Annotated in this window: 26 protein-coding genes; 7 read left to right on the top strand and 19 right to left on the bottom strand. The window is 69.0% G+C overall.

The genetic code is table 11. The features are described 5' to 3' along the window. Nucleotides 1-14: 14 nt before the first annotated feature. Both BCR55_RS27655 and BCR55_RS27650 read right to left on the bottom strand, forming a co-directional pair. Complete coding sequence (locus tag BCR55_RS27655) at nucleotides 15-983, bottom strand: BON domain-containing protein (protein ID WP_065497194.1); 969 nt, start codon at nucleotides 981-983, stop codon at nucleotides 15-17. 163 nt (nucleotides 984-1,146) lie between these two features. Continuing rightward, entirely contained in the window at nucleotides 1,147-1,530 is a 384-nt protein-coding gene (locus tag BCR55_RS27650) for a hypothetical protein (protein ID WP_035488524.1), read from the bottom strand. A 365-nt stretch (nucleotides 1,531-1,895) separates the two neighbouring features. Here BCR55_RS27650 and BCR55_RS27645 point away from each other — a divergent pair, with 365 nt between their 5' ends. Further along, nucleotides 1,896-3,482, top strand: a complete 1,587-nt coding sequence (locus BCR55_RS27645) for an ATP-binding protein (protein WP_006407407.1) — start codon at nucleotides 1,896-1,898, stop codon at nucleotides 3,480-3,482. Nucleotides 3,483-3,492: 10 nt separating this feature from the next. Here the strand turns inward: BCR55_RS27645 and BCR55_RS27640 are convergent, their stop codons facing one another. After that, a complete protein-coding gene (locus BCR55_RS27640; RefSeq protein WP_006407406.1) occupies nucleotides 3,493-3,843 on the bottom strand; it encodes a four-helix bundle copper-binding protein in 351 nt (116 codons plus the stop codon). Between the two features lie 2 nt (nucleotides 3,844-3,845). Next, nucleotides 3,846-5,051, bottom strand: coding sequence for a zinc-dependent alcohol dehydrogenase (locus BCR55_RS27635; RefSeq protein WP_006407405.1), 1,206 nt, complete (start codon nucleotides 5,049-5,051; stop codon nucleotides 3,846-3,848). Between BCR55_RS27635 and BCR55_RS27630 the strand changes: the two genes are divergently transcribed. Further along, nucleotides 5,050-5,388: a hypothetical protein gene (locus BCR55_RS27630; protein ID WP_065496964.1), complete on the top strand. Its 339-nt coding sequence runs from the start codon at nucleotides 5,050-5,052 to the stop codon at nucleotides 5,386-5,388. The two genes, BCR55_RS27635 and BCR55_RS27630, sit on opposite strands and share 2 nt — an antisense overlap. On the opposite strand, the gene BCR55_RS27625 is transcribed toward BCR55_RS27630, so the two are convergent. The 4 genes from BCR55_RS27625 to BCR55_RS27610 all read right to left on the bottom strand — a co-directional run bounded on the left by BCR55_RS27625 (nucleotide 5,364) and on the right by BCR55_RS27610 (nucleotide 9,871). Next, nucleotides 5,364-6,200, bottom strand: coding sequence for an ABC transporter permease (locus BCR55_RS27625; protein WP_065496962.1), 837 nt, complete (start codon nucleotides 6,198-6,200; stop codon nucleotides 5,364-5,366). The genes BCR55_RS27630 and BCR55_RS27625 overlap by 25 nt on opposite strands. 30 nt (nucleotides 6,201-6,230) lie before the next feature. Further along, nucleotides 6,231-7,496: an ABC transporter permease gene (locus BCR55_RS27620; protein ID WP_065496960.1), complete on the bottom strand. Its 1,266-nt coding sequence runs from the start codon at nucleotides 7,494-7,496 to the stop codon at nucleotides 6,231-6,233. Between the two features lie 130 nt (nucleotides 7,497-7,626). Continuing rightward, on the bottom strand, nucleotides 7,627-8,673 hold the full coding sequence (locus BCR55_RS27615; protein ID WP_006398886.1) for an ABC transporter substrate-binding protein: 1,047 nt from the start codon (nucleotides 8,671-8,673) through the stop codon (nucleotides 7,627-7,629). A gap of 91 nt (nucleotides 8,674-8,764) precedes the next feature. Next, the gene (locus tag BCR55_RS27610) at nucleotides 8,765-9,871 is read right to left on the bottom strand and encodes an ABC transporter ATP-binding protein (RefSeq protein ID WP_065496958.1); all 1,107 of its coding nucleotides are present in this window, start codon (nucleotides 9,869-9,871) and stop codon (nucleotides 8,765-8,767) included. Between the two features lie 167 nt (nucleotides 9,872-10,038). On the opposite strand from BCR55_RS27610, the gene BCR55_RS27605 reads away from it, so the two are divergent. Beyond that, on the top strand, nucleotides 10,039-11,511 hold the full coding sequence (locus BCR55_RS27605; RefSeq protein WP_006407401.1) for a PLP-dependent aminotransferase family protein: 1,473 nt from the start codon (nucleotides 10,039-10,041) through the stop codon (nucleotides 11,509-11,511). Between the two features lie 20 nt (nucleotides 11,512-11,531). Here BCR55_RS27605 and BCR55_RS27600 read toward each other — a convergent pair whose 3' ends face one another. The 3 genes from BCR55_RS27600 to BCR55_RS27590 all read right to left on the bottom strand — a co-directional run bounded on the left by BCR55_RS27600 (nucleotide 11,532) and on the right by BCR55_RS27590 (nucleotide 14,633). After that, on the bottom strand, nucleotides 11,532-12,860 hold the full coding sequence (locus BCR55_RS27600) for an aspartate aminotransferase family protein (RefSeq protein ID WP_065496954.1): 1,329 nt from the start codon (nucleotides 12,858-12,860) through the stop codon (nucleotides 11,532-11,534). Beyond that, on the bottom strand, nucleotides 12,850-13,938 hold the full coding sequence (locus BCR55_RS27595) for a phosphotransferase (protein WP_065496950.1): 1,089 nt from the start codon (nucleotides 13,936-13,938) through the stop codon (nucleotides 12,850-12,852). Before BCR55_RS27595 ends, BCR55_RS27600 begins: the two co-directional genes overlap by 11 nt. A gap of 230 nt (nucleotides 13,939-14,168) precedes the next feature. After that, entirely contained in the window at nucleotides 14,169-14,633 is a 465-nt protein-coding gene (locus BCR55_RS27590; protein ID WP_012217858.1) for a DUF1269 domain-containing protein, read from the bottom strand. Nucleotides 14,634-14,829: 196 nt separating this feature from the next. On the opposite strand from BCR55_RS27590, the gene BCR55_RS27585 reads away from it, so the two are divergent. After that, on the top strand, nucleotides 14,830-15,048 hold the full coding sequence (locus BCR55_RS27585) for a DUF6566 family protein (RefSeq protein WP_006398879.1): 219 nt from the start codon (nucleotides 14,830-14,832) through the stop codon (nucleotides 15,046-15,048). 11 nt (nucleotides 15,049-15,059) lie between these two features. On the opposite strand, the gene BCR55_RS27580 is transcribed toward BCR55_RS27585, so the two are convergent. Both BCR55_RS27580 and BCR55_RS27575 read right to left on the bottom strand, forming a co-directional pair. Then, entirely contained in the window at nucleotides 15,060-15,254 is a 195-nt protein-coding gene (locus tag BCR55_RS27580; RefSeq protein ID WP_006398878.1) for a hypothetical protein, read from the bottom strand. A gap of 119 nt (nucleotides 15,255-15,373) precedes the next feature. Further along, entirely contained in the window at nucleotides 15,374-16,900 is a 1,527-nt protein-coding gene (locus BCR55_RS27575) for an FAD-dependent oxidoreductase (RefSeq protein WP_006407395.1), read from the bottom strand. Nucleotides 16,901-17,112: 212 nt separating this feature from the next. Between BCR55_RS27575 and BCR55_RS27570 the strand changes: the two genes are divergently transcribed. After that, the gene (locus tag BCR55_RS27570; RefSeq protein ID WP_006407393.1) at nucleotides 17,113-18,273 is read left to right on the top strand and encodes an NAD-dependent formate dehydrogenase; all 1,161 of its coding nucleotides are present in this window, start codon (nucleotides 17,113-17,115) and stop codon (nucleotides 18,271-18,273) included. A 12-nt stretch (nucleotides 18,274-18,285) separates the two neighbouring features. Here the strand turns inward: BCR55_RS27570 and BCR55_RS27565 are convergent, their stop codons facing one another. The 6 genes from BCR55_RS27565 to BCR55_RS27540 form a co-directional block, all read right to left on the bottom strand. Continuing rightward, nucleotides 18,286-19,710: a PLP-dependent aminotransferase family protein gene (locus tag BCR55_RS27565; RefSeq protein WP_006407392.1), complete on the bottom strand. Its 1,425-nt coding sequence runs from the start codon at nucleotides 19,708-19,710 to the stop codon at nucleotides 18,286-18,288. A gap of 305 nt (nucleotides 19,711-20,015) precedes the next feature. Then, nucleotides 20,016-20,288: a hypothetical protein gene (locus BCR55_RS27560; RefSeq protein ID WP_006407390.1), complete on the bottom strand. Its 273-nt coding sequence runs from the start codon at nucleotides 20,286-20,288 to the stop codon at nucleotides 20,016-20,018. An 11-nt stretch (nucleotides 20,289-20,299) separates the two neighbouring features. Then, the gene (locus tag BCR55_RS27555) at nucleotides 20,300-20,755 is read right to left on the bottom strand and encodes a DUF1269 domain-containing protein (protein ID WP_045592817.1); all 456 of its coding nucleotides are present in this window, start codon (nucleotides 20,753-20,755) and stop codon (nucleotides 20,300-20,302) included. A gap of 99 nt (nucleotides 20,756-20,854) precedes the next feature. After that, entirely contained in the window at nucleotides 20,855-21,046 is a 192-nt protein-coding gene (locus BCR55_RS27550) for a hypothetical protein (RefSeq protein ID WP_053298954.1), read from the bottom strand. Nucleotides 21,047-21,120: 74 nt separating this feature from the next. Continuing rightward, nucleotides 21,121-21,573 carry a phosphate-starvation-inducible protein PsiE gene (locus BCR55_RS27545; protein WP_035957035.1) on the bottom strand — a complete coding sequence of 151 codons (453 nt, stop codon included), beginning with the start codon at nucleotides 21,571-21,573 and terminating at the stop codon, nucleotides 21,121-21,123. A gap of 31 nt (nucleotides 21,574-21,604) precedes the next feature. Beyond that, a complete protein-coding gene (locus BCR55_RS27540) occupies nucleotides 21,605-21,934 on the bottom strand; it encodes a LysR family transcriptional regulator (RefSeq protein WP_006407386.1) in 330 nt (109 codons plus the stop codon). Nucleotides 21,935-22,342: 408 nt separating this feature from the next. Between BCR55_RS27540 and BCR55_RS27535 the strand changes: the two genes are divergently transcribed. Together BCR55_RS27535 and BCR55_RS27530 are read left to right on the top strand one after the other, a co-directional pair. Further along, nucleotides 22,343-23,404, top strand: a complete 1,062-nt coding sequence (locus BCR55_RS27535; protein ID WP_065496948.1) for a Dyp-type peroxidase — start codon at nucleotides 22,343-22,345, stop codon at nucleotides 23,402-23,404. After that, nucleotides 23,401-24,216 (top strand): family 1 encapsulin nanocompartment shell protein, encoded by an 816-nt coding sequence (locus tag BCR55_RS27530; protein ID WP_006407383.1) that lies wholly within the window; start codon nucleotides 23,401-23,403, stop codon nucleotides 24,214-24,216. The genes BCR55_RS27535 and BCR55_RS27530 overlap by 4 nt, the downstream gene beginning before the upstream one ends. Nucleotides 24,217-24,286: the final 70 nt, after the last annotated feature.

The raw sequence follows: 24,286 nt of genomic DNA, 5'->3' as shown, positions 1-24,286 counted from the left end.
ACGGCCGTCCTCCGTCAGTGATGGCGCTCGCGGCCCGGCGTGCTGCCCGCCGCGGTGCCGCCGGTGCCCGCTGCGGCGCCGCTGCCTGCAGTGCCGCCGCCGCCCGCGTCGCTGCTGCCCGCGCCCTGAGCCGACGTGCCGGGCTCAGGCTCGCGCACGGCCGGCTGGGTCGGCGTAACGGTTCGCTGCGCGGGGTGCAGCACCATGCCGCTGTCGTGCTCGCCTTCGCGCTTCACGCGCACGCGGTTCTCGACGTCGCGCACGCACATGCAGTCGTCCGCGATGTCCTCGATCGCATGCTTCATCCAGCGCGCGGGCACCGTGCCGTCGAGTTCGACGCGGCCGTCGCTGACCTGCACGCTCACGTCGCTGACGTCGATGTCGAGCGCATGCGCGAGCCGTTCGCAGACGTCCTCGCGAATCCGTTCGTCCGAGCGCGTATAGCCTTTCGGGCCGCGCCGGCCGCGCATGGCGTCGCGCGCCGCGCCGCTGCCGAAGCGCGACAGGTCCGGCGCGTCGGCCGTACGCGGATCGTCGTAGCCGCGCTCGCCGCCGCCGTACCAGCCGAGCCGGAAGTGTCCGCGCAGGCCCGGCGCCTCGTCGCGGCCGCCGCCGTATCGGTGCGGGTCCGGCCCGCCGCCCGGCTGCCCGCGACCGCGCTCGGCCTCGTACGCCGCGCCGCGCGCGCCGCGCGGTTCACCCGGTCCGCCGGGGCCGCCGTGCCATTCGGTGCGTGTGCCGCGCCCGCCGAGTTCCGCCGCGGGCCGTGCCGCGCGCTCGGTCCATTCGCTGCCCCATTCCTCGGGGCCGACGTCCTCGCTCGCGAAGCGCCGGTACGCGGACTCGTAGTCCTCCTCGGGCCGCAGCGCCGGATCGTCCGGAAAACCGCGCTCGCCTGCCTCCCGGTACGCGCGTTCGCTGCGTTCCTGCCAATCGGGCGGGCCGCGCCGTTCGACCGGCCGCCCGGGATATCGTCGTTGCATCGTGTCCTCCTTGGCCGCGTGCGCGGCGAGCGGCCCCATGCCGCCCGGCGCGCGCGCCGCGTCGCCGGCGCAATCGGCATGCCGCGCGTGCGGCGCCCGAACGCGTACGCCGCACGCGCCGGTCGTGCCGATCTGCAACCGAATTGCAGTTTTTGCGTGTGCGTCAGCCGGGCTCGCCGCCACGCTCGCCGTCGCGCTCGTCCAATTCGTGGGATTCATCGGCTTCGCCCGCGTCGGGCGGCTCGGCGAGCTGTTCGAGCCGGTCCGGCTCGATGTCCGCGCTCTCCTCGAACGTCGCGTCGCCGTCCGCCGCCGCGCGCTCGCCCGTGCCCGCGCGGTCCGTGTCGCTGTCGAGCGTCGCGTCGCCACGCTCGAGCGCATGCGCGTCGAGCGGCGAGTCGACGTCGAACGAATGGCGCCGCGCGCCGGCCGTGTCGCTGCCGCTGTCCGACGAGTCGCTCGGGCCGAGCGCGCGCCCGTCGCGGCCGCGGCTCGCGTTCTCGTCGTCCGGGCCGGCCGGCTCGTTGTCGGGATTCAGTGTGCTCATCGCTATGTCCTCGCGGTTGCCATGCGCGGCGCGGCCGCAGCGGGCCGCGCCGGTCGTCGGGCGTGCGAGGGACGCAAGTGCCGTGCCGGCCGCGAGCGCGCGACGCCAGGCGGCCGGCGCGGACGGTCCGGGCGACCGACGTGCGTAAGCGGCGCGGTCGTCGGTCTGGTCGGCCGGCGCCGGCGAGCGACGCGAGCGATCGGATCCGTTCATTGCGTGCGGCCCGGCACAGTCCGTGCATGCGGATTGGCGAATCACGCGGCGATCCCGTATGCTCTCGGGGTGCCGCCCCCAGCCACTGCGCCGCCGTCCCGCTGTCCTGCGGGCGGCCCATGGCGTTCCATTTGCAGCTGAGCTCGCCTCTGATGACGAAAGACGACATTCGACCCCATTCGAATCCCCCGCCGTCCCCCGCTCCGGACGGTGGCGACCTGCTGCACCGTTTCGCGGAATTCCGTTTCCAGACCGTCGTCGCCTCGATCACCGACTATGCGGTGTTCATGCTCGACACGCAGGGCCACGTCGTCACGTGGAACGCCGGCGCCGAGCGCATCAAGGGCTACCGCGCGAGCGAAATCGTCGGCAACCATTTCTCGCGCTTCTACCCGCCCGAAGCAGTCGCGGCCGGCCGCCCGTCGTACGGGCTGCGCGAAGCCGCGACACATGGCCGCTTCGAGGACGAAGGCTGGCGCGTGCGCAAGGACGGCTCGCTGTTCTGGGCCAGCGTGACGATCACCGCGGTGCGCGACGAGTCGGATCAGCTGTGCGGCTTCATCAAGATCACGCGCGACATGACCGAGCGCAGGCGGCTCGAGGAACTCGAAACGTCCACGCATCGGCTCAGCGTATTCATCGCGATGCTCGCGCACGAACTGCGCAACCATCTCGCGCCGCTGCGCCATTCGGTCGGCGTGCTGCAGAGCCTGCCCGATCCGGCGCCCGCGCTCGCGCAGTGCCGCGACGCGGTGCATCGTCAGGTCGCGCAACTGACGCGGCTCGTCGACGATCTGCTCGACGTCGGCCGTATCACGTCGGGCAAGGTCGAGCTCGAGGATCGGCCGGTGACGGTACGCGATCTCGTGGCGCGCGGCGTCGAAAGCGTGCAGCCGAAGCTGGCGACCCGCGAGCAGCAGATCCACGTCGATCTGCCGCCCGAGCCGATCGTGCTGCGCGGCGACGATGCGCGGCTCGTGCAGGTGCTGCACAACCTGCTCGACAACGCATCGAAATTTTCGCCGCGCGGCGGGCGTATCGACATCAGCGCGCGCGTCGAAGGCCCGGTCGTCGCGATTCGCGTGATCGATCGCGGCGTCGGGATCGCGCCCGGCGCGCTCGAGTCGATCTTCGATCTGTTCGAGCAGGAAGGCGCGGCCCATCGGCCGACCGATGGCTTCGGCCTCGGCCTCGCGATCTGCCGGTCGTTCGTCGAACTGCACGGCGGGATGATCTCGGCGGAGAGCGACGGCCCCGGCCACGGCGCGACGTTCATCATCCGTCTGCCCGTCGAACGCGCGGCGCGCGCGGAGCCCGAGCTTCCTGCCGCGTGCGCGGCCGCCGACACGCCGGTCGCGCCGCTGCGCATCGTTGTCGTCGACGACAACCGCGACTCCGCGGACACGCTCGCGGTGCTGCTGCAGGTCAAAGGCCACGCGCCGCGCGTCGCATACAGCGCCGACGAAGCGCTCGCGCTCGCACGCGACTACACGCCGCATCTGATGCTGATCGATCTGACGATGCCGGACGTCGACGGGTATGCGCTGCTGCAGGCGTTGCGCCGGATCGACGCGCTCGCCGACACCGCGTGCGTCGCGTTGTCGGGGCACGCGCAACCGTCGGACCGTGCGCGCAGTACCAGCGCAGGCTTCGACGACCACCTCGTGAAGCCCGTCGAAATGCCGGTGCTCGACGCGCTGCTTCAGCGCGTCGCACGCAAATTCCACGCTCGCCCGTAAGCGGCCGCGCTCACGCCATCGCGCGGCACATCGCCGCGCAGGCATCGCAGGCGAGCGCGCAGCGCCGGCAGTGCTCGTGCGTATGGCGTCGGCATTCCGCCGCACAGCGCTCGCACACCTGGGCGCACAGTGCGCAGATCTGCGGTGCGAGCACGCTGCGGCGGGCCATCGCGCCGGACGCGAAGCGGCACAGCAGCGCGCAGTCGATGTCGAGCGCGATGCATGCGGTCAGCGCGCGCGGGTCGGGCTCCGCGAGACACGCGCCGGCGCAGGCGTCGCACGCATGGGCACATGCGTCGCATGCCGCCATGCACGTGTCGTAGCGCGCGTTCAGTTCGGTGCGGTTCGTTGCGGGTTCCATGATCACGGCTCCAGTTTCACTTTGATCCAGCCCGGCTCGCGCACGTCGAAGGCGCGATACGCGTCGATCGCATTGGTCAGCGGCTCGCGCTGCGTCAGCACCGACAACGGATCGAACGCACCGCTGCGCACCAGCTCGATCAGTTGCGGCGTGATCGTCCGGTGATTGCAGTTGCCCATCTTGATCGTCAGGTTGCGGTTCATCGCCTCGCCGATCGGAAACACGCGCGCCTGCGGCGGATAGACGCCGATCACCGCGACCGTGCCCGCCTTCGCGACCGCGCGCACCGCCCATTGCAGCACCTGCGACGGCCCGTCGCCCGGCATCCAGTAGCGGCCGTCCGGCTTGCGGCGCGGCGCGACCGCGTCGACCTCCGCATCGAACGCACGCGCGGCGTCATGGTCCGCCGCAGCCGGCCCGTGCGTCGCGCGCATCGCGTCGACACCGACCGCGTCGATCACGCGATCGACGCCGATTCCACCCGTCAGACGCAGCACGGTGTCGACCGGATCTTCCTCGGAGAAGTCGACCGCTTCCGCGCCCTGCGCACAGGCCATGTCGAGACGCGATGCGATCCGGTCGATCGCGATCACGCGGCCCGCACCCATCAGCTTCGCGCTCGCGATCGCGAACTGCCCGACCGGGCCCGCGCCGAACACGGCGACCGTATCGCCCGGCTTCACTTCGGCGAGCTGCGCGCCGAAATAGCCGGTCGGAAAAATGTCGGACATCAGGATCGCGCGATCGTCGTCGATTTCGTCGGGCAGGCGGATCAGGCTCGCGTTCGCGAGCGGCGTGCGCGCGTATTCGGCCTGCAGTCCGTCGAACGCGCCCGTGTCGGCCGGGCCGCCGAAGAACGCGGTGCCCGCGCGCGGGCCGCCCGGATTCGCGACGTCGCACTGCGCGGTATAGCCGGCACGGCAGTACACGCAGTGGCCGCATGCGATCGTCGACGGAATCAGCACGCGGTCGTCGCGCCGCAGATTACGCACGTCGCGGCCGACCGCCTCGACGATGCCGACGCCTTCGTGCCCAAGAATCGTGCCCGGCTTCATGCCGCCTAGCGTGCCGCGCACCATGTGCAGATCGGTGCCGCAGATCGCGCTGGCCGTCAGGCGCACGACCGCGTCGGTGGTGTCGGCGACTTCCGGATCGGGTACGGTATCGATGCGGATGTCGCCGATACCGTGAAATACGACTGCTTTCATGTCGGACCTCCTTGTCGAATGCGGCAACGGCATCGTCGCCGCCACGCGGTCGAGCAAGGTGCGCGCCCGCATCGCGCGCGTGACCGATGCGCGGCGCGGATCGACAAGGAAGCAGGCAGGGATGGGGGCTGCGGCGGGCGAGTTGGCGATGCACGGCCTTGCGATCTTCGCGATGCCGCTCGCGCGGCCGTTCACGCCGGTTGCAATTCGCTATACGCGATGGGTGAACTTGCAGCGTGCGGCGCACGCGCGCGTGCGCGCTCGTCTCCGGCGTTTCTCGCGTCCCTCGCGTCTTTGGCGGCGTCTTCCGCGTTACGCCACCGCGCGCCGCGCCTGACGGCCGCGCAGCCATTCGAGCGCGAGCAGCAGGCTCGTCGAGAACACGATCAGGATCGTCGCGAGCGCCGCGATCGTCGGGCTGATGTTTTCGCGGATGCCGGTAAACATCTGCCGCGGCAGCGTCGTCTGGTCCGCACCGGCCAGAAACAGCGTGACGACCACTTCGTCGAACGACGTCGCGAACGCGAACAGCGCACCCGACATCACGCCCGGCGCAATCACCGGCAGCGTCACGCGGAAGAATGTCGTCACCGGATTCGCGCCCAGCGACAGGCTCGCGCGCACGAGGTTCTGGTTGAACCCCTGCAGCGTCGCGGCCACCGTCGTCACGACGAACGGCACGCCGAGCGCCGCGTGCGCCGCGATCAGCCCCGTGTACGTGTTCGCGAGCCCCAGCGGCGCGAAGAACAGATACATGCCGACACCGACCACCACCACCGGCACGATCATCGGCGAGAGCAGCACCGCCATCAGCAGCCCCTTGCCGCGGAACTCGGCCTTCGTCAGCCCGATCGCGGCCAGCGTGCCGAGCACGATCGCCACCAGCGTCGCCGACGGCGCCACGATGAAGCTGTTCTTCGCGGCCATGCGCCACTCGTCCGACGCGATCAGGTTCTCGTACCAGCGCGTCGAGAACCCCGGAATCGGATACACGAGGAACGTGCTCGACGAGAACGACAGCGGCACGATCGCAAGCACCGGCAGGATCAGATACAGCAGCGTGAGCACGACGAGCACGCGCAATGCGACGTACCACGCGCGCTCGACGAGCGACATGTGCGGCGCAAACAGCGGCCTGGCCAGTTTCATGGTTCCTTCTCCTTCCCTGTCGGCCCGCGCTCAGCCGAGGCTCACGTTGGTGCGCGTGAAGCGCCCGTACACCGCATACAGCACGAGCGTCGCCGCGAGCAGCAGCCCGCCGAGCGCGCACGCCATCCCCCAATTGATCGTCACGTTCGTGAAGTACGCGACGTAGTAGCTCACCATCTGATCGTTCGGGCCGCCGAGCAGCGCCGGCGTGATGTAGTAGCCGATCGCGAGGATGAACACAAGCAGCGCGCCCGCGCCGACGCCCGGATACGTCTGCGGCACGTACACGCGCCAGAACGCCGCGAACGGATGGCTGCCGAGCGAGACGGCCGCGCGCTGGTAGGTCGGCGGAATCGACTTCATCACGCTGTACAGCGGCAGGATCATGAACGGCAGCAGGATGTGCGTCATCGAGATATAGACGCCCACGCGATTGAACAGCAGCGCGAGCGGATGCGCGATCAGGCCGCTGCCGATCAGCGCCTTGTTGATCAGCCCTTCGTTCTGCAGCAGCACGATCCACGCGGCCACGCGCACGAGCACCGAGGTCCAGAACGGAATCAGCACGAGGATCATCGCCAGGTTCGCGCGCCGCTCCGACAGCGTCGAGATCCAGTAGGCGAGCGGATAGCCGAGCAGCAGCGCGAACAGCGTCACGGCAATGCCGATCACGAACGTGCGGCCGAAGATCGCCAGATAGATCGACTGATCCGGATCGGCGTGCACGATGTTACCGAAGCCGTCCTGCTTGTGATCGAGCGCGGCCAGCAAATAGAACGGCGAATAGGCGCTGCCGTTTTTGGCGATGGCCTGCCAGTAGGCGATCTCGCCCCAGCGCGCATCGAGTTCGATCAGTTTGCTGCGCGTGCCGGCCGGCGTCAGCGCCGCGCCATCGTCGCTTTTCAGCGGCATCGCGCGCGCCGTTTTCGCGACGAGCGAGCGATAGCCGGGAATCTCGGTGTTCAGCCGCCGTGCGAGCGCACCCATCGCGTCGCTGTCGGCGACCTTCGTCATGTCGGTGGCGAGCGCCGCGTAAGCGGCGTCGGCGGGCGGCGTCTTGCGATCCCACTTCGACAGCGCGGCGACCGTGTTCGGCAGCGCGGCGGCGATCTCGGGGTTCTGCACCGCGCGCGTGAGCAGCGTGCCGATCGGCACGACGAACACCAGCAGCAGGAAGATCGCGAGCGGCGCGATCAGCAGCAGCGCCATCGTGCGCTTGCGCGCTTCGGCGGCTTTCAGTTCACGCTTGAGCGCGGCCGTCGACGTCGGGGAAGAAGCGATCGTCATCGTGTTCAACGGAGGTGTCTCCGGACCGGACCGCGAACCGCGACTCGCGGTCCGGCGGAAAGCCGCGCGATGCGTACCGCTGCATCGCACGGCGGACAACGTCAGTGCCTGGACGCGCACGCGCCCGCGCACTGCGGACTCACTTCGACGCCCACGCGGCGAAGCGCTGCTCGAGCTCGTCGCCGTGGTCGGTCCAGAAGCCGATGTCCTGCAGCACGGCGTTCTTGCCGTTGGCCGGCGAATTCGGCAGATTCGCGAGCGTCTTCGCGTCGAGCGACTTGATCGCGGCGAGGTTCACCGGGCCGTACGCGATGTGCTGTGCATATGCCTGCTGCGGCTTCGGCGTCAGCGTGTAGGCGATGAACTGCTCGGCGAGCGCCTTGTTCGGCGAACCCTTCGGAATCGCCCAGTAGTCGAGATCGTAGATGCTGCCGTTCCACACGATCTTCAGGTTCTTGCCTTCCTTGCGCGCCGCGTCGATGCGGCCGCTGAACGCGGTCGACATCACGACGTCGCCGGCAACGAGGAACTGCGGCGGCTGTGCGCCCGCCTCCCACCACTGGATGTTCGGCTTCAGCTCGTCGAGCTTCTTGAACGCACGATCCTGTCCGGCCTTCGTGTTCAGCACCTTGTACACGTCCTTCGGCGCGACGCCGTCGGCCATCAGCGCGAACTCGAGGTTGTAGCGTGCACCCTTGCGCATCGCACGCTTGCCGGGGAATTTCTTCACGTCCCAGAAATCGGCCCAGCTCGCCGGTGCGGTCTTCAGCTTGTCGGCGTTGTACGACAGCACCGTCGACCAGACGAAAATGCCCGCGCCGCAGGTCTGGTACGCCTCGGGAATCAGATCGGTCTTCTTCGCGATCTTCGACCAGTCGAGCTTCTCGTAAAGGCCTTCGTCGCAGCCGCGGCCGACGTCGCCGGACTCGACGTCGACGACGTCCCAACTCACGTGCTTCGCCTCGACCATCGCCTTCACCTTCGCCTGCTCGCCGTTGTATTCGACGGCGGTGACCTTGTTGCCGGTCGCCTTCTCGAACGGCTGGTTGAAAGCGGCCTTCTGCGCATCGCCGTTCGCGCCGCCGAAGTTGACGACCGTCAGTTCGGCAGCGGACGCCGACGCGCCGAATGCGGCCAACGTCAGCGCAACGGCAATGCGGCGTGCGGTAAAGCGGGTTCGATTCATGGTGGTTCCTCTCCGGTCGCGGTGAAAATGCGTAGTGGTGGTGATCGACGACAACTGACAGACTGCGGGGAAACCGGCGGCCGCGCCGGCGTTACGCGAACACGCGCAGATGCGCGGGCGCGAACGACAGCGAAACCGGCGCGCCGGGGAAAAAGTTGTCGAGCGCTTCGGTGCCGAGCGGCACCTTGACGAAGCACTCGCCTTGTCCGGGCACGGCGCAACGCATGCGCACATGATCGCCGAAATAAATCAGCCCGAGCGCTTCGCCCGCGACGCGATTCGCGGCGACGTCGTGCGGGGCCGGCGGTTCCGGCGCGCGGGAAAGACGCATGCGTTCCGGACGGATGCACGCGATCGCGGCTGCGCCGGGCGCGGCATTCGCGACGTTGCGCCCGACGAGGCGCGTGCCGTCGCCGAGCCGCAGCTCGCAGAACTCGCCGTCGACGCGCTCGATCGTGCCGCGCAGCCGGTTGCTGTCGCCGATGAAGTTCGCGACGAATTCGTTGCACGGCGATTCGTAGAGCCGGTCCACCGTGTCGAGCTGCTGCACGATGCCCTTGTCGAATACCGCCACGCGGTCCGACATCGTCAGCGCCTCGCCCTGGTCGTGCGTCACGTAGACGAACGTCACGCCGAGCTTCTCGTGCAGCGCCTTCAGTTCGTACTGCATGTGCTCGCGCAGCTGCTTGTCGAGCGCGCCGAGCGGTTCGTCCATCAGCACGAGCTTCGGCTCGAACACCAGCGCACGCGCGAGCGCAATGCGCTGCTGCTGGCCGCCGGACAGCTGCGCCGGATAGCGCTTCGCGAAGCGCTCCATCTGCACCATCTTCAGCGCATGCGCGACACGCTCGGCGCGCTCGCCCGCCGGCAGCTTGCGCACCGTCAGCGGATAGGCGACGTTCTGCTCGACCGTCAGATGCGGAAACAGCGCGTAGTTCTGGAACACCATGCCGATGTTGCGCTTGTGCGGCGGCACGTGATTGAGCAGCTCGCCGTCGAGGCGGATTTCGCCGCCGGTCGGGAATTCGAAGCCCGCCAGCATCATCAGGCACGTGGTCTTGCCCGAGCCGGACGGCCCGAGCAGCGTCAGGAATTCGCCGCGGCGAATGTCGAGATCCAGCGATTTGACGACGAGCGTCTCGCCGTCGTAGGTCTTTCGCACGCCGCGAAAACTGACGATCACATCATCGGCCTTCATTCTGTTGGTCTCCTGCGAAGCCGCATCCGATGCATCGCGCGCATGCCGGCGCCGTTCTCGTTCTACGTATTCGGCGGCCGCCGGTTACCCCGCGCGCGTGAATTGACTATAGCAATCAATGGCTATAGCCTGTATAGCCAAATCGCACTCGATGATAATGCCATTTCATGCGAGCCGTCCTGTTGACCGACCTGTTGGCGCGCGCATTGTCCGATGGCGGCAGCGATACGCTGCAGCACCGGATCTACGACGTCGTGCGGCGCGGTGTGCTGGATCATACGCTCGCCGCGGGGCAGAAACTGCCGTCGTCGCGCACGCTCGCGCAGGAACTCGGCATTTCCCGGATCACCGTCTCGCTCGCCTACGATCGACTGATCGCCGAGAACTATCTCGTCGCGCGCACCGGCAGCGGCACGTTCGTCGCGCCGACGAGCCCGCGGCCGCTGAGCGGCCCCGGCGAAATCGTGCATACGCGCCATTCGATGACGCTGTCGCAGCGCGGCGCGATGCTCGACCGGCTGCCGGGCGGCGTCACGCAAAGCTACGGCCCGTTCGTGCCCGGCGTCGCCGACACGCCGATGTTCCCGTTCCACGTATGGCGCCGGCTGATCGCGCGGCATATCGGCAAGGGCGACCTGTCGCTGTCCGGCTACGCGCTCGACGGCGGCTACGCGCCGCTGCGCGCCGCGGTCGCGCGCTACCTGAAGATCTCGCGCTCGGTCGTCTGCGAGCCCGAGCAGGTCATCATCACGTCCGGCACGCATCAGTCGATCGATCTCTGCGCGCGGCTGCTCGCCGATCCCGGCGACGTCGCGATCGTCGAGAACCCGTGTCACTGGGCGTTCCCGACCGTGCTGTCGGCCGCCGGCCTCGAGCTCGTCGCGAGCGCGATCGATGCGGCCGGCCTGTCGCTGAACGACATCGATACGCCGGCGCGCGCGCGGCTGGTCGTGACGAGCCCGTCGCACCAGTATCCGACCGGCGCCGTGATGCCGCTGTCGCGCCGGCTCGAACTGCTGCAGAGCGCACGCACGCGGAACCTGTGGGTGATGGAAGACGACTACGACAGCGAATTCCGCTACGACGGCATGCCGCTGCCGTCGCTTCAAGGACTCGACAGCGACGCGCGCGTGATTTACGGCGGCACGTTCAGCAAGGCGATGTATCCGGGCGTGCGCATCGCCTATCTGGTCGTGCCCGCGCATCTGGCCGACACGTTCGCGAAGGCCTGCGCGAAGCTGTACCGCCCCGGCCAGCTGCACATCCAGGCCGCGCTCGCCGACTTCATCGACGACGGCCACTTCGCGCAGCACGTGCGGCGGATGCGGATCGAATACGCGCAGCGTCAGCAGTTGCTGCGCGACGCGCTGCATGCGGAATTCGGCAGCACGATCCGGCTGTCGGACGCGCGCGCGGGACTGCATCTGTTCGCGAGCTTCGATGCGGACGTGTCGACGCGTGCGCTGACCGACGTCGCGCGCGCGGACGGTCTGATTCTCGGCCGGCCGCATTTCGTCGCGCCGCACGCGCTCGCCGATCGCAGCATCGTGCTCGGCTACGGCGGCGTCGCGCAAAGCGCGATCGGCGATGGCGTGAAGCGGCTCGGGCGCGCGTATGCGCGCACGCTCGAGGCGACGTAGCCGCGGCTGCGCGCGAACCGTCACAGGGCGGCGAGCGCGCCGTCGGCGGCCGCGAGCAGCAGATCCGCGTGTTCCTGCGTAAACGGCAGCAGCGGACGGATCTTCAGCACGTTGCCGCGCACGCCGGTCGCGCTGATCAGCACGCCGCGCTCGCGCATCAGATTGACGACGCGCTGCGTCTCGTCTTCGGCCGGCGTCTTCGCGTGGCGGTCGCGCACGAGCTCGACGCCGAGGAACAACCCGTCGCCGCGCACGTCGCCGATCAGGTCGTGCTTGCGCGCGAGCGTGCGGAACCCTTCGCGCAGATACGCGCCGATCCGGCTCGCGTTCGCCTGCAGACCGTCGTTGACGATCACGTCGAGCGTCGCGGCCGCCGCCGCGCACGACACCGGATTGCCGCCGAACGTATTGAAATAGCGCGTGTCCTTGCCGAACCGCTCGAGCACCTCGGCGCGTGCGGCAAGACCGGCGATCGGATGACCGTTGCCCATCGGCTTGCCCATCGTCACCAGATCCGGAACCACATCGTGCCGCTCGAAGCCCCACATCTTCGAGCCGGTACGCGCGAAGCCGGCCTGCACTTCGTCCGCGATGAAGACGCCGCCGGCCTGCCGGATCGCCGCGACCGCACCCTGCAGAAAACCGCGCGGATCGGCGAACACGCCGTCGCTCGTGAACAGCGTGTCGACGATCAGCGCGGCGGGCCGCACGCCGTGCCGCACGAGGTCGTCGATCGCGCGCTGCACGTCGCGTGCGAACCGCGCACCGACGTCGGCGTCGTCGCCGCGATACGTGTCGGGCGGCGCGACCGCGCGCACGTGCAGGCCGAGCGGCACGTGCCGGCCTAGCGACGGCGAGATCTCGGCGATCGCGGCCGTCACGCCGTGATAGGCGAGCTGCGTGACGATCACGCCGGTGCCGCCCGTGTACTGCTTCGCGATGCGCAGCGCGAGATCGTTCGCCTCGCTGCCCGTGCAGGTGAACATCGCCTGCGACAGCGCGTCGGGCATCGTGCGCAGCAGCCGTTCCGCGTAATCGAGTATGCCGTCGTGCAGATAGCGCGTGTGCGTGTTCAGCGTGCTCGCCTGCTTCGCGATTGCCTCGACGACTTCAGGCCGGCAATGGCCGATCGACGCCACGTTGTTGTACGCGTCGAGATACGCGCGGCCGGCGCTGTCGTAGAGCCACACGCCTTCGCCGCGCACGATGTGCAGCGGCGTTTCGTAGAACAGCCGGTACGCGGGCCCGAGCACGCGCGCACGCCGCTCGACGAGCTCACGCGCCAGCGCGTCGAGCGCCGATGCGCGCTGCGGGTCGAACGCATTCAGCATCGCCGGATCACTGCGCATGACGATTCTCCTGTTCGTGGCGGATCGCGTCGCCGATGATGCGCGCCGCGTCGCCGTCGGGCAGCGCGGCGAGCCGGTGCAGGCCCGTCCACGACAGCGCGTTGTTGCGCAGGATGTAGGCGCTGTTCTCGGGATGCTCGCGCGCGCGCCAGCCGGTGATCAGCACCGTCATCAGCAGCCGCGCGACGATCAGCTCCGGCAACACCGCCAGTTCGTCGCCGCTCAGCGGGTTCTCGCGGTGGTACGCGCAGATGCAGTCGACGGCCGTCTCGAGCGGATTCGGCGTGTCGGCAAGCTGATACGACGATGCGACCGCCAGCTCGTTGACGAGCGGCGCGTGCACCATGTCGCCGAAATCGAGAATCGCGGTGATGCGGTCGGTGTCGGTCTCGTCGACGAGCACGTTGTACGGGTTCAGATCGTTGTGAATCACCTGACGCCGCAGCGTCGTCATGCGGCGCGCGGTGTGCACATCGTGGCGGTCGAGCAGATGGCGCGCGAGCGCGCGCCGCTCGCCGCCGTCGACATAGTCGAGCAGCGGCCGCAGCTGCGACAGATGCTGGATGTCCCACAGCAGCCGGTGCCCCGCATGCGCGTGCGTGAAGCCGCGCAGCGCGCGATCGAAGCGGCCGAGCGCGGTGCCGAGCGCGCGGCGCTGCCGGCGCGAACGCTCGACGCGATGCAGCGGAATGCCGGGCGCGAACGTGATCATCCGCACCGCCTGGCGCGCGTGCTCGCCCGCGACGGCGCGCCAGTGAATGTAACGGCCCGACCGGTCGCGCATCAGCCGCGGCACCGGCAGCGTCGCGTCGGCCTCGATCACCTGCAGCTGCGCAAACGTCTGGAACTCCGTCACACCCGCCTGCTCGGCCGGATGCGTGAGCTTCAGCACGTACGATGCGCCATCGACCGCGTCGATGCGGAAGTTCTGGTCGCGTTCGCTCGCCAGCGCGCTTGCCGTGCCGACGATGCCGAACGCGTCGGCCGCCAGCGCCTCCGCTTCGTCGATTCCGATGCGCGGCGATGCGACGGAAAACAGCGTGTCGTGCCTGAACGGGCCGGCGGCAGCATCATGCATCGTCGCCTCCTGCCGGCCGGCATGCGCTGCCGCCGCTCGATGAATCGACCTTCACGCGCGTCATGTTCGTCCTCGCTCGTCGTATGGATGTCGAGCGAACTCTAGAGCACACTGGCTTTATGGCGAATAGCCACTTGTCGTCAGGTTATAAGGCCACTTTGGTAGCGACGGTGGGCGCGGTCGCTGGCTGGGACGTTCGGCCGTCCCGCTGCGGCGGCGGACGCCGGCCGTCAATCGGGCTCGGCGTCGGCCGCGCCGTCGCGCGCCTTCGAGATCGCCTCGACGAGCTTCAGCTCGTCGTCGAGCGACAGCGTCGTGTCGAGCACGTCACCGCCGAAGGGCGCGAGTGCGGCGCCGAGCCGGACGACGTCCAGTTGCGTGACCGCGAAGGCGAGCGTCACGGTGCCCGCGCGCACCTTGCGCGCGACGCGCCCGATCAGCGCATCGTCGACCGGCCGATCGCGCAGCGCATCGAGCGATGCGTCGATGCGCGCGAACGCGTCGGCGAGCAGCGAACCGTGCGACACGCGTGCAGGATCGGCCGCGTGCGCGGTCCGGCTACCGTCGCGCGCACATTCGACGAGCACGACGCCCGAGAGCGCCACCGTCTGCGCGTCGCGCAGCGCGGCGAGCGCCGCGAGCGCGCGATGCGCCGTGTCGAGATCGGGGTAGGACAATGCAATCAGCGTATTCATCGGCAACTCCGGCTGGAGGTGCGTCGCGCCGCAGGCGGCAGGCCGGCGGGGCACGCCTGCATCGCGACCGCCGCAACGGCGGTCCGCCTCGCCCATCGGAGGATGGTCGTCATCGGCTTCGGATGCAACGTGCGCGCGGCGCTGGTACGATCGTCGCACCGAAGCGACGATCACGATCGATGGAGGGTTTCGAACGATGCACGCCAGCGAAATGTTCATGGGTCACGAGATTCGCGTCGAGGCGACGCGCAACGAACGCGGCGCGTGGGTCGCGCACGTGCGGATCTTCCGCGACGGCGCACCGGTCGACCTGCCGGCGCCCGAGCTCGTCACGCCCGAATGGCTCACCTGCGACGAGGCGCTGCGCGGCGGCCTCGACCAGGGGCGCATCATGCTGAAGACGCACGACCGCTGAGCGCGACGCGCTCATCGTTCGCCGCCGGGCCGCGCGGGCGCACGCACGCAGCGGCCCGCATCGAACGCGTCGCGCATCAGCCGCGATACGTCGTCCAGCGTCAGCTCGACCGACGTCGAGCCCGCAGTGTCGCGATCGACGATCCGATGACCGATGTTGCGCTCGGCGATCGCGTTGAGCAGTGCGTCGACCAGATACTTGTCCATTCCGTTTCCCGTCAGGCTCGCGCATTCGTTGCGTACGCAACGTTGCCGAAGCCGTTTGCGTCAAGACCGATGCCGTGCCGGACGCGCGCGATGGCGCCGCCTGCGCACGGCCTTCGCCGTCATCCGCCGGCGATCTGCGTTTCGAGCGCCGCCTCCGCACGCAGACAATCGAGATCGCGGCCGATCGTCGCGACCGCGAGCCGCACATCGCCGCGCCAGTAGCTGACCGAGCCGTCGTGCGCGCGCAGGTCGCCTTCGATTTCGACGCGATCCCAGTGCTCCGCATGGCCGACATAGCGAATCGTCATGTCGTAGTGCTGCGTCCAGAAGAACGGCACCGCATCGAACGGCCGTTGCCGGCCGAGCATGTTGTGCGCGGCCGTGCTGCCCTGCCGTTGCGCGACGACCCAGTGCTCGACGCGAATGCGCTCGCCCGTCAGCGGATCGGGCCAGCGCGCGATATCGCCGGCCGCATAGATGCCGGGCGCGCTCGTCTGCAGATAGCGGTCGACGCTGACGCCGCGGTCGACCTCGAGGCCCGCGTCCTGCGCAAGCGCGACGTCCGGCTGAACGCCGATGCCGACCACGACGAGATCGGAAGGCAGCACGTCGCCGGTCGACAGCGTCACGCGATCGTGCTCGATCCGCGCGAGCGTCGCGCCGAGATGAAACACGACGCCGTGCGACTCGTGCAGCGCGCGCACCGCATCGCCGAGCGCGTCGCCGAGCACGTGCGCCATCGGATGCGAACCGGGCGCGACGACGTGCACGTCGAGCTTGCGCGTGCGCAGCGCGGCGGCCGCCTCGAGCCCGATGAAGCTTGCGCCGACGACCACGCAGCGGCGCGCGGTCGCAAGCCGCGCGATCAGCGCATCGCAGTCCGCGCGCGAACGCAGCACGCACACGTGCGGCAAATCGGCGCCCGGCACCGTCAGCCGGTTCGGTACGGCGCCCGTCGCGAGCAGCAGCGCACCGTAGCCGAGCCGGCTGCCGTCCGCGAGCTCGACCGCACGCTGCGCGGCATCGATGCGTGCGACGCGCGTGCCGCAGCGCAGGTCGATCTTCCTGTCCGTGTAGAACGACGGCGCGCGCAGCGGCAGCCAGTCGGCCTCGGCCGTGCCGGCCAGATAGTCCTTCGACAGGTTCGGGCGATCGTACGGCGGTTCGTCGTCGGCGCTGAGCAGCGTGATCGCGCGCGTGTAGCCTTCGTCGCGCAGCGTGACCGCGGCCGAGATCGCGGCCGCCCCGCCGCCGACGATGACGATCGACTCGGGCGCCTCGATCGGCGCGGGCGACGGTGCCGACGCGCGCGCATCGACGACGACCGCGCGGCCGTCGCGACGTTCGACGCGCCAGCATTTGAGTCCGTCGAGCGCGGGCGCGCGCAAGCGTGCGCCGCTACGCAAACAGAAGGCCGCGTGATGCCACGGGCAGCGCAGCGTGTCGCCGACCAGCAGCCCTTGCGCAAGCGGTGCGCCGTAATGCGGGCACTGCGCGCCGACCGCGAACAGCGCATCGCCGCGCCGCACGAGCAGCACGGCTTCGTCGCCGACGCGGCCTTCGATCATGGCGCCGTCCGCGATGTCGTCGAGCGCGATGCCTTGCGCGAGATCGGAACGCGGCGCCGAGGAGGCGTTTCCAGACATGGGATCGCTCCCGCACGGTTCGTCAACGCTCCCATTATCGGCGTCCTTCACGAAAAGAACAGGTACAGCGCGCGCCGCAGCGCACGCAAACGCGACTGTAGCTTGTGCGCGATGCGCGGCCGGCGTAGAACGTCAGCACCGTTGCGGCGCAGCACGCCGCATCGGCGGCGCGCCTGCCGCGCCGCTGTCCCGACCCGCGTCCGGAGTGCATGATGGCGACCGTCCTCTGCGTGCTGTACCCCGACCCCGTCGACGGCTATCCGCCGCGCTACGTGCGCGACACGATTCCCGTCATCACGCACTACGCGGACGGCCAGCTCGCGCCGACGCCGTCCGGGCCGCCCGGTTTTCGGCCGGGCGAACTCGTCGGCTCGGTATCGGGCGCGCTCGGCTTGCGCGACTATCTGGCGGCGCACGGTCATACGCTGATCGTGACGAGCGACAAGGACGGCCCCGACTCCGAATTCGAGCGCCGGCTGCCGGAAGCGGACGTCGTGATTTCGCAGCCGTTCTGGCCCGCGTATCTGACCGCCGAGCGGATCGCGCGCGCGCCGAAGCTGCGGCTCGCGCTGACTGCGGGCATCGGCTCCGATCACGTCGATCTCGCGGCGGCCGCCCGCGCGGGCATCACCGTCGCGGAAGTCACCGGATCGAACAGCGTCAGCGTCGCCGAGCATGTCGTGATGACGACGCTTGCGCTCGTGCGCAACTATCTGCCGTCGCACGCGATCGCGCAGCAAGGCGGCTGGAACATCGCCGACTGCGTATCGCGCAGCTACGACATCGAAGGCATGCATTTCGGCACGGTCGGCGCCGGCCGCATCGGGCTCGCGGTGCTGCGGCGGCTGAAGCCGTTCGGGCTGGCGCTGCACTATACGCAGCGGCATCGGCTCGATCCGGCGATCGAACACGAACTCGCGCTGACCTATCACGCGGACGTCGCGTCGCTCGCGAGCGCGGTCGACATCGTGAATCTGCAGATTCCGCTCTATCCGTCGACCGAGCATCTGTTCGATGCCGCAATGATCGCGCGCATGAAGCGCGGCGCGTATCTGATCAACACCGCGCGCGCGAAACTCGTCGATCGCGACGCGATCGTGCGTGCGGTCGCCTCGGGCCATCTTGCCGGCTACGGCGGCGACGTGTGGTTTCCCGAGCCCGCACCGGCCGATCATCCGTGGCGCGCGATGCCGTTCAACGGGATGACGCCGCATATCTCGGGCACGTCGCTATCCGCGCAGGCGCGCTACGCGGCCGGTACGCTCGAAATTCTGCAGTGCTGGTTCGAGCGCCGGCCGATTCGCGAGGCCTACCTAATCGTCGACGGCGGCACGCTCGCGGGCACCGGCGAGCAGTCGTACCGGCTCACGTGACGCGCGGCGCGCTCAGCCGACGCGCGCGGCCGCGAGCTTGCCGACCGTAATCACGGCTTGCTCGATTTCCGGCGACCACGGGCTGCTGTAGTTCAGCCGGATGAAGTTTCGATAGTTGTCGGTGATCGAGAACATGTAGCCGGGCCCGATCGTGATGCCTTCGTCGAGCGCGAGCTGATACAGCCGCATCGCGTCGACTTGCGCGGGCAACTCGATCCACAACACGTAGCCGCCCGCCGGGCTCGAGATGCGCGTGCCTTCCGGAAAGAAACGCGACACCATCGCGCGCATCAGGTTCGCCTGCTGCGCATAGGCCTTGCGCAAGCGCCGCAGGTGATGCTCGTAGCCGTCGCGTTCGAGAAACTCGGCAATCGCGAGTTGCGGCAGCGACGGTGTTGCGAGCGTGTTCAGGAATTTGAGTTTCTCGACCTGTTCACGATAGCGCCCCGGCAGCGCCCATCCGATCCGGTACGCGGCCGTCAGGCTCTTCGAGAACGACGAGCAATGCAAGACGATGCCTTCCCGGTCGAACGATTTGAGCGCGCTCGGATGCGCATTGCCGAAATACAGTTCGTTGTACACGCCGTTTTCGATCAGCGGCATGTTCACGCGCGTCGCGAATTCGACCAGCTCGCGCTTGCGCTCGTCCGGCATCTGAAAGCCCAACGGGTTCTGGAAGTTCGGCATCACCATGCACGCGGCGATCGGCTGCGATTTCGCGATCGCCGCCAGCGCCGCGATGTCGATGCCGTATTCCGGATGCGTCGCAACCTCGATCGCCTTCATCCCCAGTCGCTCGATCGCATGCAGCATCGCGTAGAACGTCGGCGACTCCACGGCAATCGTGTCGCCCGGTTTCGCGACCGCCTGCAGACAGAGATTGATCGCCTCCGTCGCGCCCACCGTCACGATGATCTCGTTCGGATCGACCGACATGCCGTTTTCGAGGTAGCGCCGTGCGATCTGCCGGATCAGCCGCGGATGGCCGGGCGGCAGCCCGTCGGTCACGCCCCACAGCGACTTGTCGCGCCCGGCCGCATACGCGTAGCGGTTCAGCTTCTCGAACGGAAACAGGCTCGGGTCCGGATACGGCGAGCCGAGCGGCACCGCGTCGTCCGTGCCGATCGAGCGCAGCGTCGACAGCACGAGCCGGCTCACGTCGACCGACGACGAAATCGCGATCGGCTTCGACGGACGTAGTTCGCGTACCGGCGCATGCGCGTCGTCGCGGCGCAGGTTCACGAAGTAGCCCGACTGCGGCCGACTTTCGAGCAACCCGCGGCTTTCGAGCAGCAGGTACGCATGCAGCACGGTCGTGATGCTGATCCGATGCTGCTGGCTTGCCTGCCGCACCGACGGCACACGATCGCCGTGCCGGTACACGCCTTGCCGAATGAGTCTCTCGATGTCGTTCGCAAACTTCTCGTAGAGCTTCATCCGCCTCGCCTCGTCGGCGATGATCGGACGGGCCCCGCGTCGGCGCGCGGCGCGCGCCTGCATCGTCGCACGAGGCCGGAAAGCCGCGCACGGCCCGCGGCATGCGGGCTCGGGCATCGTCCAGTACCGTAAGTGAAGGCGGGTAGCAATGCGGATTCCATCGTGACAAGGATCGGCATCCTACTGCGTCAATTCGGCGAATGTAAGTGACAGTTTCGCGGGCCGACGCGAATTTCATCGGGTGTAATGAACAGATCGGCGCACCGCGCGACGCCTTCGTTGCCGCGCGATGCGCACGCGTGCGCTCACGCGTCGTCGACGTCGTGCGCGTCGTGGTCGATCGCGACCTTGCATGCGCCGACGACGACCGTCAGCTGCGCCGCGTCGAGCGCTTCGACCCATCGGCGAATCTGCAGGCACCGGCCGGTGCCGGGATCGGCGACGCGTTCGGCATCGTCGGTGCTCACGTCGACGGCCGCGATCGCGCGGTTGTCCGGCAGCGGCGACAGCGGCGCCGAGATGTCCAAGCGCCGGTATGTCTGTTCGATCTGCATCGCTTCCTCGCGATCGGCATGCATCGACGCCGTGCTCAGCCGAGCGCGTGGCGCATCACCTTGCCGCCGAATCCCGTCACGACGTTGTCGACCGAGAACGGCGTCGCCTCCTTCGCCTCGAGAATCACGGCGGCGCTGGCGGGTGCGAGCGTCGCCGCGACCGATTCGACGAAGCGGCCGTCGAGCAGCGCGCTGCCCGCCGCATCGGCGAGCACGCCCGCGCCCGCACCGGCGGCGAAGCCTGTCACGACGCCCAGCGGGCCCGCGAGCAGGCCGAGCAGCGCGCCGGCGATCGCGCCGATCGCGCCGCCGCGAAACGGCCGCGCCTGGGCGTCGAGCACCGCGAGCTTGCCGGCCGCATCGCGTTCGACGACGACACCGTTGTCGATCGTGAATCCTTCGTTCTTCTCCGACAACGCGTCGAAATCGTTCGCCGCGCGTCGGGCCAGGTCCGCGCTGCCGAATACGGCAACGATCAGTTGCTTGCTCATCCGATCCCCCTCGTTTGCAAGGCGCGCCCCGCCGCGGCGCGACGGTTCGGCGCGGGCGCTTGCCGGCCGGCGCGAAGCAGCCGCGCGGCCGGCGTGCGTTCAGATGCCGGTTGCGCGTTCGCGGGCGCGCGCGGCGTCGACATACGCGCGTGCGGCCGCAGCCTGCATCGCCGCAGCCGGTTCACGCTGCGCGCCGGCCGCGTCGCGCGCAGCGCTCGCCTGCCGATACGCCTGCTCGGCCGCGTGCTGCAAGTCGATCGCGCGTGCGATGTCGTTCGGGTTTGTCGTCATGCGGGAGCCTCCGTCGTGCGCGTCGCGCCGCGACGCCGTGCCGTTTGCCAACCGAAAGCTTGCGCGTGCGTCGATCACCGGCTCGCACGCACATCGTCCTCGACGTCGCCGACTTCGGCCGGATACCGGTGCTGGCCGAAACTGAGGATCAGCACGCCGAGCGCGAGCAGCACGATGCCGAACGTCGTCATCAGCATCCGCTCGGGGCTGTCGGTCGCGCCGCGCAGGATCAGGTCGCGCGCGAGCGACGTCATCGCGATGAACAGCGGAAAGCGCACCGGTAGGCGGCCGAGCCGCAGATAGCGCACGTCCATCGCGAGCACTTCGAGATACAGGAACATCAGCAGCAGGTCGGTCAGCGACACCTCGCCCGCGAGCACGACCTTCCACGCCTCCTGCGCCATCGCGAACGCCGTCGCGAGGCCGATCACGATCAGCCCCGCGAGTTCGGCCGCATGGAGAAAATGGCCGAAGCGGCGGCGAATGCGCTCGGCGGGCGAACAGGCGACGGTGGACGTATTCAGCATGTTTCGTGATTCGATGGAAAACGCGCGCAGCTCAGCGACGCGCGGCATGCAGCGCGTGCGGCGCAGCGCGGCGCGCCTCGGCGACGTGTGCGTCGGGCGGCCGGATGCCGGCATCGGCCGTCGCATCGTCGACGGCCGACAGCGTGCGAACGCAACACTGATGAAACGCGATGCCGGCATCGGTGCATGCGATGCCGTCATCGGCGCAGCGCAACAGCAGACGGCAGCCGAGATAGCGTTCGAGGCCGTCGATCCGGTCGCTCACGTGCGCGGCGCCGAGCTTCAGTTCGGACGCCGCACCGGGCAGTCCGCCGTGCTCGACCACCGCAACATAGATGCGCATCGCTTCAAGCAGATTCATCGTCGTGCTCCTCGTCGGCGGCCGAGCGAACCCAATCTACTGCACACCACCTGCACAAACAAGAGCACAGCCGCGCGTGCGGCAGGAGTACAGCCGCGCATCGGCACGATGGATTCGGTGCATGGTTTGTGCATTCGCAGGACAGATCGGCGATACGTGTTCCAAAGACTCGCCGAAGCTGCTAGATTGCAGGCTCGACCGCGCGATGCGAAGCGAACGTCGCGCACCGGGCGCATGCGCCGCGCCCGCGTGCATCGCTTTTCCGCATGCGCGGCGATTGCACCGCATTGCGCGTTGCGACCGTACGCAGCGCGTTTCATCCGCATGTCATACAAGAGAACAGTCGCATGACCGAGTTCATCCGTTTCCGTCCGCGCGCCGCGGCAGCCGCGCGCCGTCCGTCCCGACATGACTGACCGGCAGGCCGCGATGGAAACACGTCCCCCGCTCTCCCAGGCCGTCCACAGTCCGATCACGCGCAGCGCGATCTTTCTCGTCGCGACGATCAATCCCGGCGACGCCCATGCCGACACGATCCGCTCATGGTGCGGCGACATCGCCGCGCTCGTGCGCTCGGTCGGCAAGCGCGTGCCGGGCGGCAACCTGTCGTGCGTCTGCGGCTTCGGCTCCGACGCATGGGACGCGCTGTTCGGCGAACCGCGTCCCGCTGCACTGCATCCGTTCCGCGAATTCGGCGCCGGCCAGCGCGTCGCGATCGCGACGCCCGGCGACATCCTGCTGCACATTCGCGCCGATGCGATGGACCTCTGCTTCGAGCTCGCGACGCAGCTGCTCGCCGCGCTCGGCGATGCGGTGACCGTCGTCGACGAAGTGCACGGCTTTCGCAACTTCGACCAGCGCGCGATGATCGGCTTCGTCGACGGCACCGAGAATCCGGAAGGCCGCGATGCGGTCGACTTCACGGTGATCGGCGACGAGGATGCGCCGTTCGCCGGCGGCAGCTACGTCATCGTGCAGAAGTACCTGCACGACATGGCCGGCTGGAACGCGCTGCCGGTCGAGACGCAGGAGCGCATCATCGGCCGCACGAAGCTGTCCGACATCGAGCTGGCGCCGGACGTGAAGCCGTCGTCGTCGCACAGCTCGCTGACGACGCTCGACGAGAACGGCAAGGAAGTGAAGATCCTGCGCGACAACATGCCGTTCGGCCGGCCGGGCGCCGGCGAATTCGGCACTTATTTCATCGGCTATGCGCGCTCGCCGGCACCGATCGAGCAGATGCTCGAGAATATGTTCGTCGGCCGCCCGCCGGGCAACTACGACCGGCTGCTCGATTTCAGCCGCGCGGTTACCGGCTCGCTGTTCTTCGTCCCGTCGGCCGACCTGCTCGACGCGCTGCCCGACCGCGCCGCACCCGCCGAGGCCGCCGAGGCCGCCCCGTCATCGAACGAGCCGCACCGCGACGGCTCGCTGAAAATCGGATCGCTCAAAGGAGTCAAAAGCGTATGAACAATCTGCACCGCGAACTCGCGCCGATCTCCAGCGCCGCCTGGGAGCAAATCGAGGAAGAAGTCGCGCGCACCTTCAAGCGTTCGGTGGCCGGCCGCCGCGTGGTCGACGTCGAAGGTCCCAAGGGCCCCGAACTCTCGGCCGTCGGCACCGGGCACCTGCGCGACGTCGCGGCGCCGCGCGAGCACGTCGATGCGCGGCTGCGCGAGGTGCGCACGATCGTCGAGCTGACGGTGCCGTTCGAACTCGACCGCGCCGCGATCGACAGCGTCGAGCGCGGTGCACGCGACGCCGACTGGCAGGCGGCCAAGGAAGCCGCGCAGCGACTCGCGTTCGCGGAAGACAGCGCGATCTTCGACGGCTATCCGGCCGCCGGCATCGTCGGGATCCGCGAAGGCACGTCGAACCGCAAGCTCACGCTGCCGAGCGATGTCGGCGCCTATCCGGACGCCATCAGCGATGCGCTCGAGGCGCTGCGCCTCGCGGGCGTCGACGGCCCGTACTCGGTGCTGCTCGGCGCCGATGCCTATACCGCGCTCAGCGAGGCGCGCGATCAGGGCTATCCGGTCATCGAGCACATCAAGCGGATCGTCAGCGGCGAGATCGTCTGGGCGCCGGCGATCAGCGGCGGCTGCGTGCTGTCGACGCGCGGCGGCGATTACGAGCTTCATCTCGGCGAAGACGTGTCGATCGGCTATGCGAGCCACACCGACAAGGTCGTTCGCCTGTATCTGCGCGAAACCTTGACGTTCCTGATGCTGACGAGCGAAGCGTCGGTCGCGGTCGCGCCGGCTGCCGGCACGGCCGCCTGATGCGCCGCCCGCGCGCGATGCCGGCCCGGCGTCGCGCGCTTTGCGGCCGCACCGCGGCCGCCCGTTCGTC

Source organism: Burkholderia sp. CCA53, assembly GCF_001685525.1.
Lineage (GTDB): Bacteria > Pseudomonadota > Gammaproteobacteria > Burkholderiales > Burkholderiaceae > Burkholderia > Burkholderia multivorans.
This window is presented reverse-complemented; position numbering and strand designations above follow the sequence as displayed.

Excerpts from the sequence above, each read along its gene's own strand:
- BCR55_RS27550 (WP_053298954.1), bottom strand. The coding sequence starts at position 21,046 with ATGACGACAAACCCGAACGACATCGCACGCGCGATCGACTTGCAGCAC.
- BCR55_RS27600 (WP_065496954.1), bottom strand. The coding sequence starts at position 12,860 with ATGCGCAGTGATCCGGCGATGCTGAATGCGTTCGACCCGCAGCGCGCA.
- BCR55_RS27605 (WP_006407401.1), top strand. The coding sequence starts at position 10,039 with ATGCGAGCCGTCCTGTTGACCGACCTGTTGGCGCGCGCATTGTCCGAT.
- BCR55_RS27630 (WP_065496964.1), top strand. The coding sequence starts at position 5,050 with ATGTCGGACCTCCTTGTCGAATGCGGCAACGGCATCGTCGCCGCCACG.
- BCR55_RS27640 (WP_006407406.1), bottom strand. The coding sequence starts at position 3,843 with ATGGAACCCGCAACGAACCGCACCGAACTGAACGCGCGCTACGACACG.
- BCR55_RS27610 (WP_065496958.1), bottom strand. The coding sequence starts at position 9,871 with ATGAAGGCCGATGATGTGATCGTCAGTTTTCGCGGCGTGCGAAAGACC.
- BCR55_RS27560 (WP_006407390.1), bottom strand. The coding sequence starts at position 20,288 with ATGCATGCCGATCGCGAGGAAGCGATGCAGATCGAACAGACATACCGG.
- BCR55_RS27545 (WP_035957035.1), bottom strand. The coding sequence starts at position 21,573 with ATGCTGAATACGTCCACCGTCGCCTGTTCGCCCGCCGAGCGCATTCGC.
- BCR55_RS27635 (WP_006407405.1), bottom strand. The coding sequence starts at position 5,051 with ATGAAAGCAGTCGTATTTCACGGTATCGGCGACATCCGCATCGATACC.
- BCR55_RS27585 (WP_006398879.1), top strand. The coding sequence starts at position 14,830 with ATGCACGCCAGCGAAATGTTCATGGGTCACGAGATTCGCGTCGAGGCG.
- BCR55_RS27615 (WP_006398886.1), bottom strand. The coding sequence starts at position 8,673 with ATGAATCGAACCCGCTTTACCGCACGCCGCATTGCCGTTGCGCTGACG.
- BCR55_RS27535 (WP_065496948.1), top strand. The coding sequence starts at position 22,343 with ATGACTGACCGGCAGGCCGCGATGGAAACACGTCCCCCGCTCTCCCAG.
- BCR55_RS27645 (WP_006407407.1), top strand. The coding sequence starts at position 1,896 with ATGACGAAAGACGACATTCGACCCCATTCGAATCCCCCGCCGTCCCCC.
- BCR55_RS27580 (WP_006398878.1), bottom strand. The coding sequence starts at position 15,254 with ATGGACAAGTATCTGGTCGACGCACTGCTCAACGCGATCGCCGAGCGC.
- BCR55_RS27595 (WP_065496950.1), bottom strand. The coding sequence starts at position 13,938 with ATGCATGATGCTGCCGCCGGCCCGTTCAGGCACGACACGCTGTTTTCC.
- BCR55_RS27555 (WP_045592817.1), bottom strand. The coding sequence starts at position 20,755 with ATGAGCAAGCAACTGATCGTTGCCGTATTCGGCAGCGCGGACCTGGCC.
- BCR55_RS27575 (WP_006407395.1), bottom strand. The coding sequence starts at position 16,900 with ATGTCTGGAAACGCCTCCTCGGCGCCGCGTTCCGATCTCGCGCAAGGC.
- BCR55_RS27655 (WP_065497194.1), bottom strand. The coding sequence starts at position 983 with ATGCAACGACGATATCCCGGGCGGCCGGTCGAACGGCGCGGCCCGCCC.
- BCR55_RS27625 (WP_065496962.1), bottom strand. The coding sequence starts at position 6,200 with ATGAAACTGGCCAGGCCGCTGTTTGCGCCGCACATGTCGCTCGTCGAG.
- BCR55_RS27590 (WP_012217858.1), bottom strand. The coding sequence starts at position 14,633 with ATGAATACGCTGATTGCATTGTCCTACCCCGATCTCGACACGGCGCAT.
- BCR55_RS27540 (WP_006407386.1), bottom strand. The coding sequence starts at position 21,934 with ATGAATCTGCTTGAAGCGATGCGCATCTATGTTGCGGTGGTCGAGCAC.
- BCR55_RS27570 (WP_006407393.1), top strand. The coding sequence starts at position 17,113 with ATGGCGACCGTCCTCTGCGTGCTGTACCCCGACCCCGTCGACGGCTAT.
- BCR55_RS27565 (WP_006407392.1), bottom strand. The coding sequence starts at position 19,710 with ATGAAGCTCTACGAGAAGTTTGCGAACGACATCGAGAGACTCATTCGG.
- BCR55_RS27650 (WP_035488524.1), bottom strand. The coding sequence starts at position 1,530 with ATGAGCACACTGAATCCCGACAACGAGCCGGCCGGCCCGGACGACGAG.
- BCR55_RS27530 (WP_006407383.1), top strand. The coding sequence starts at position 23,401 with ATGAACAATCTGCACCGCGAACTCGCGCCGATCTCCAGCGCCGCCTGG.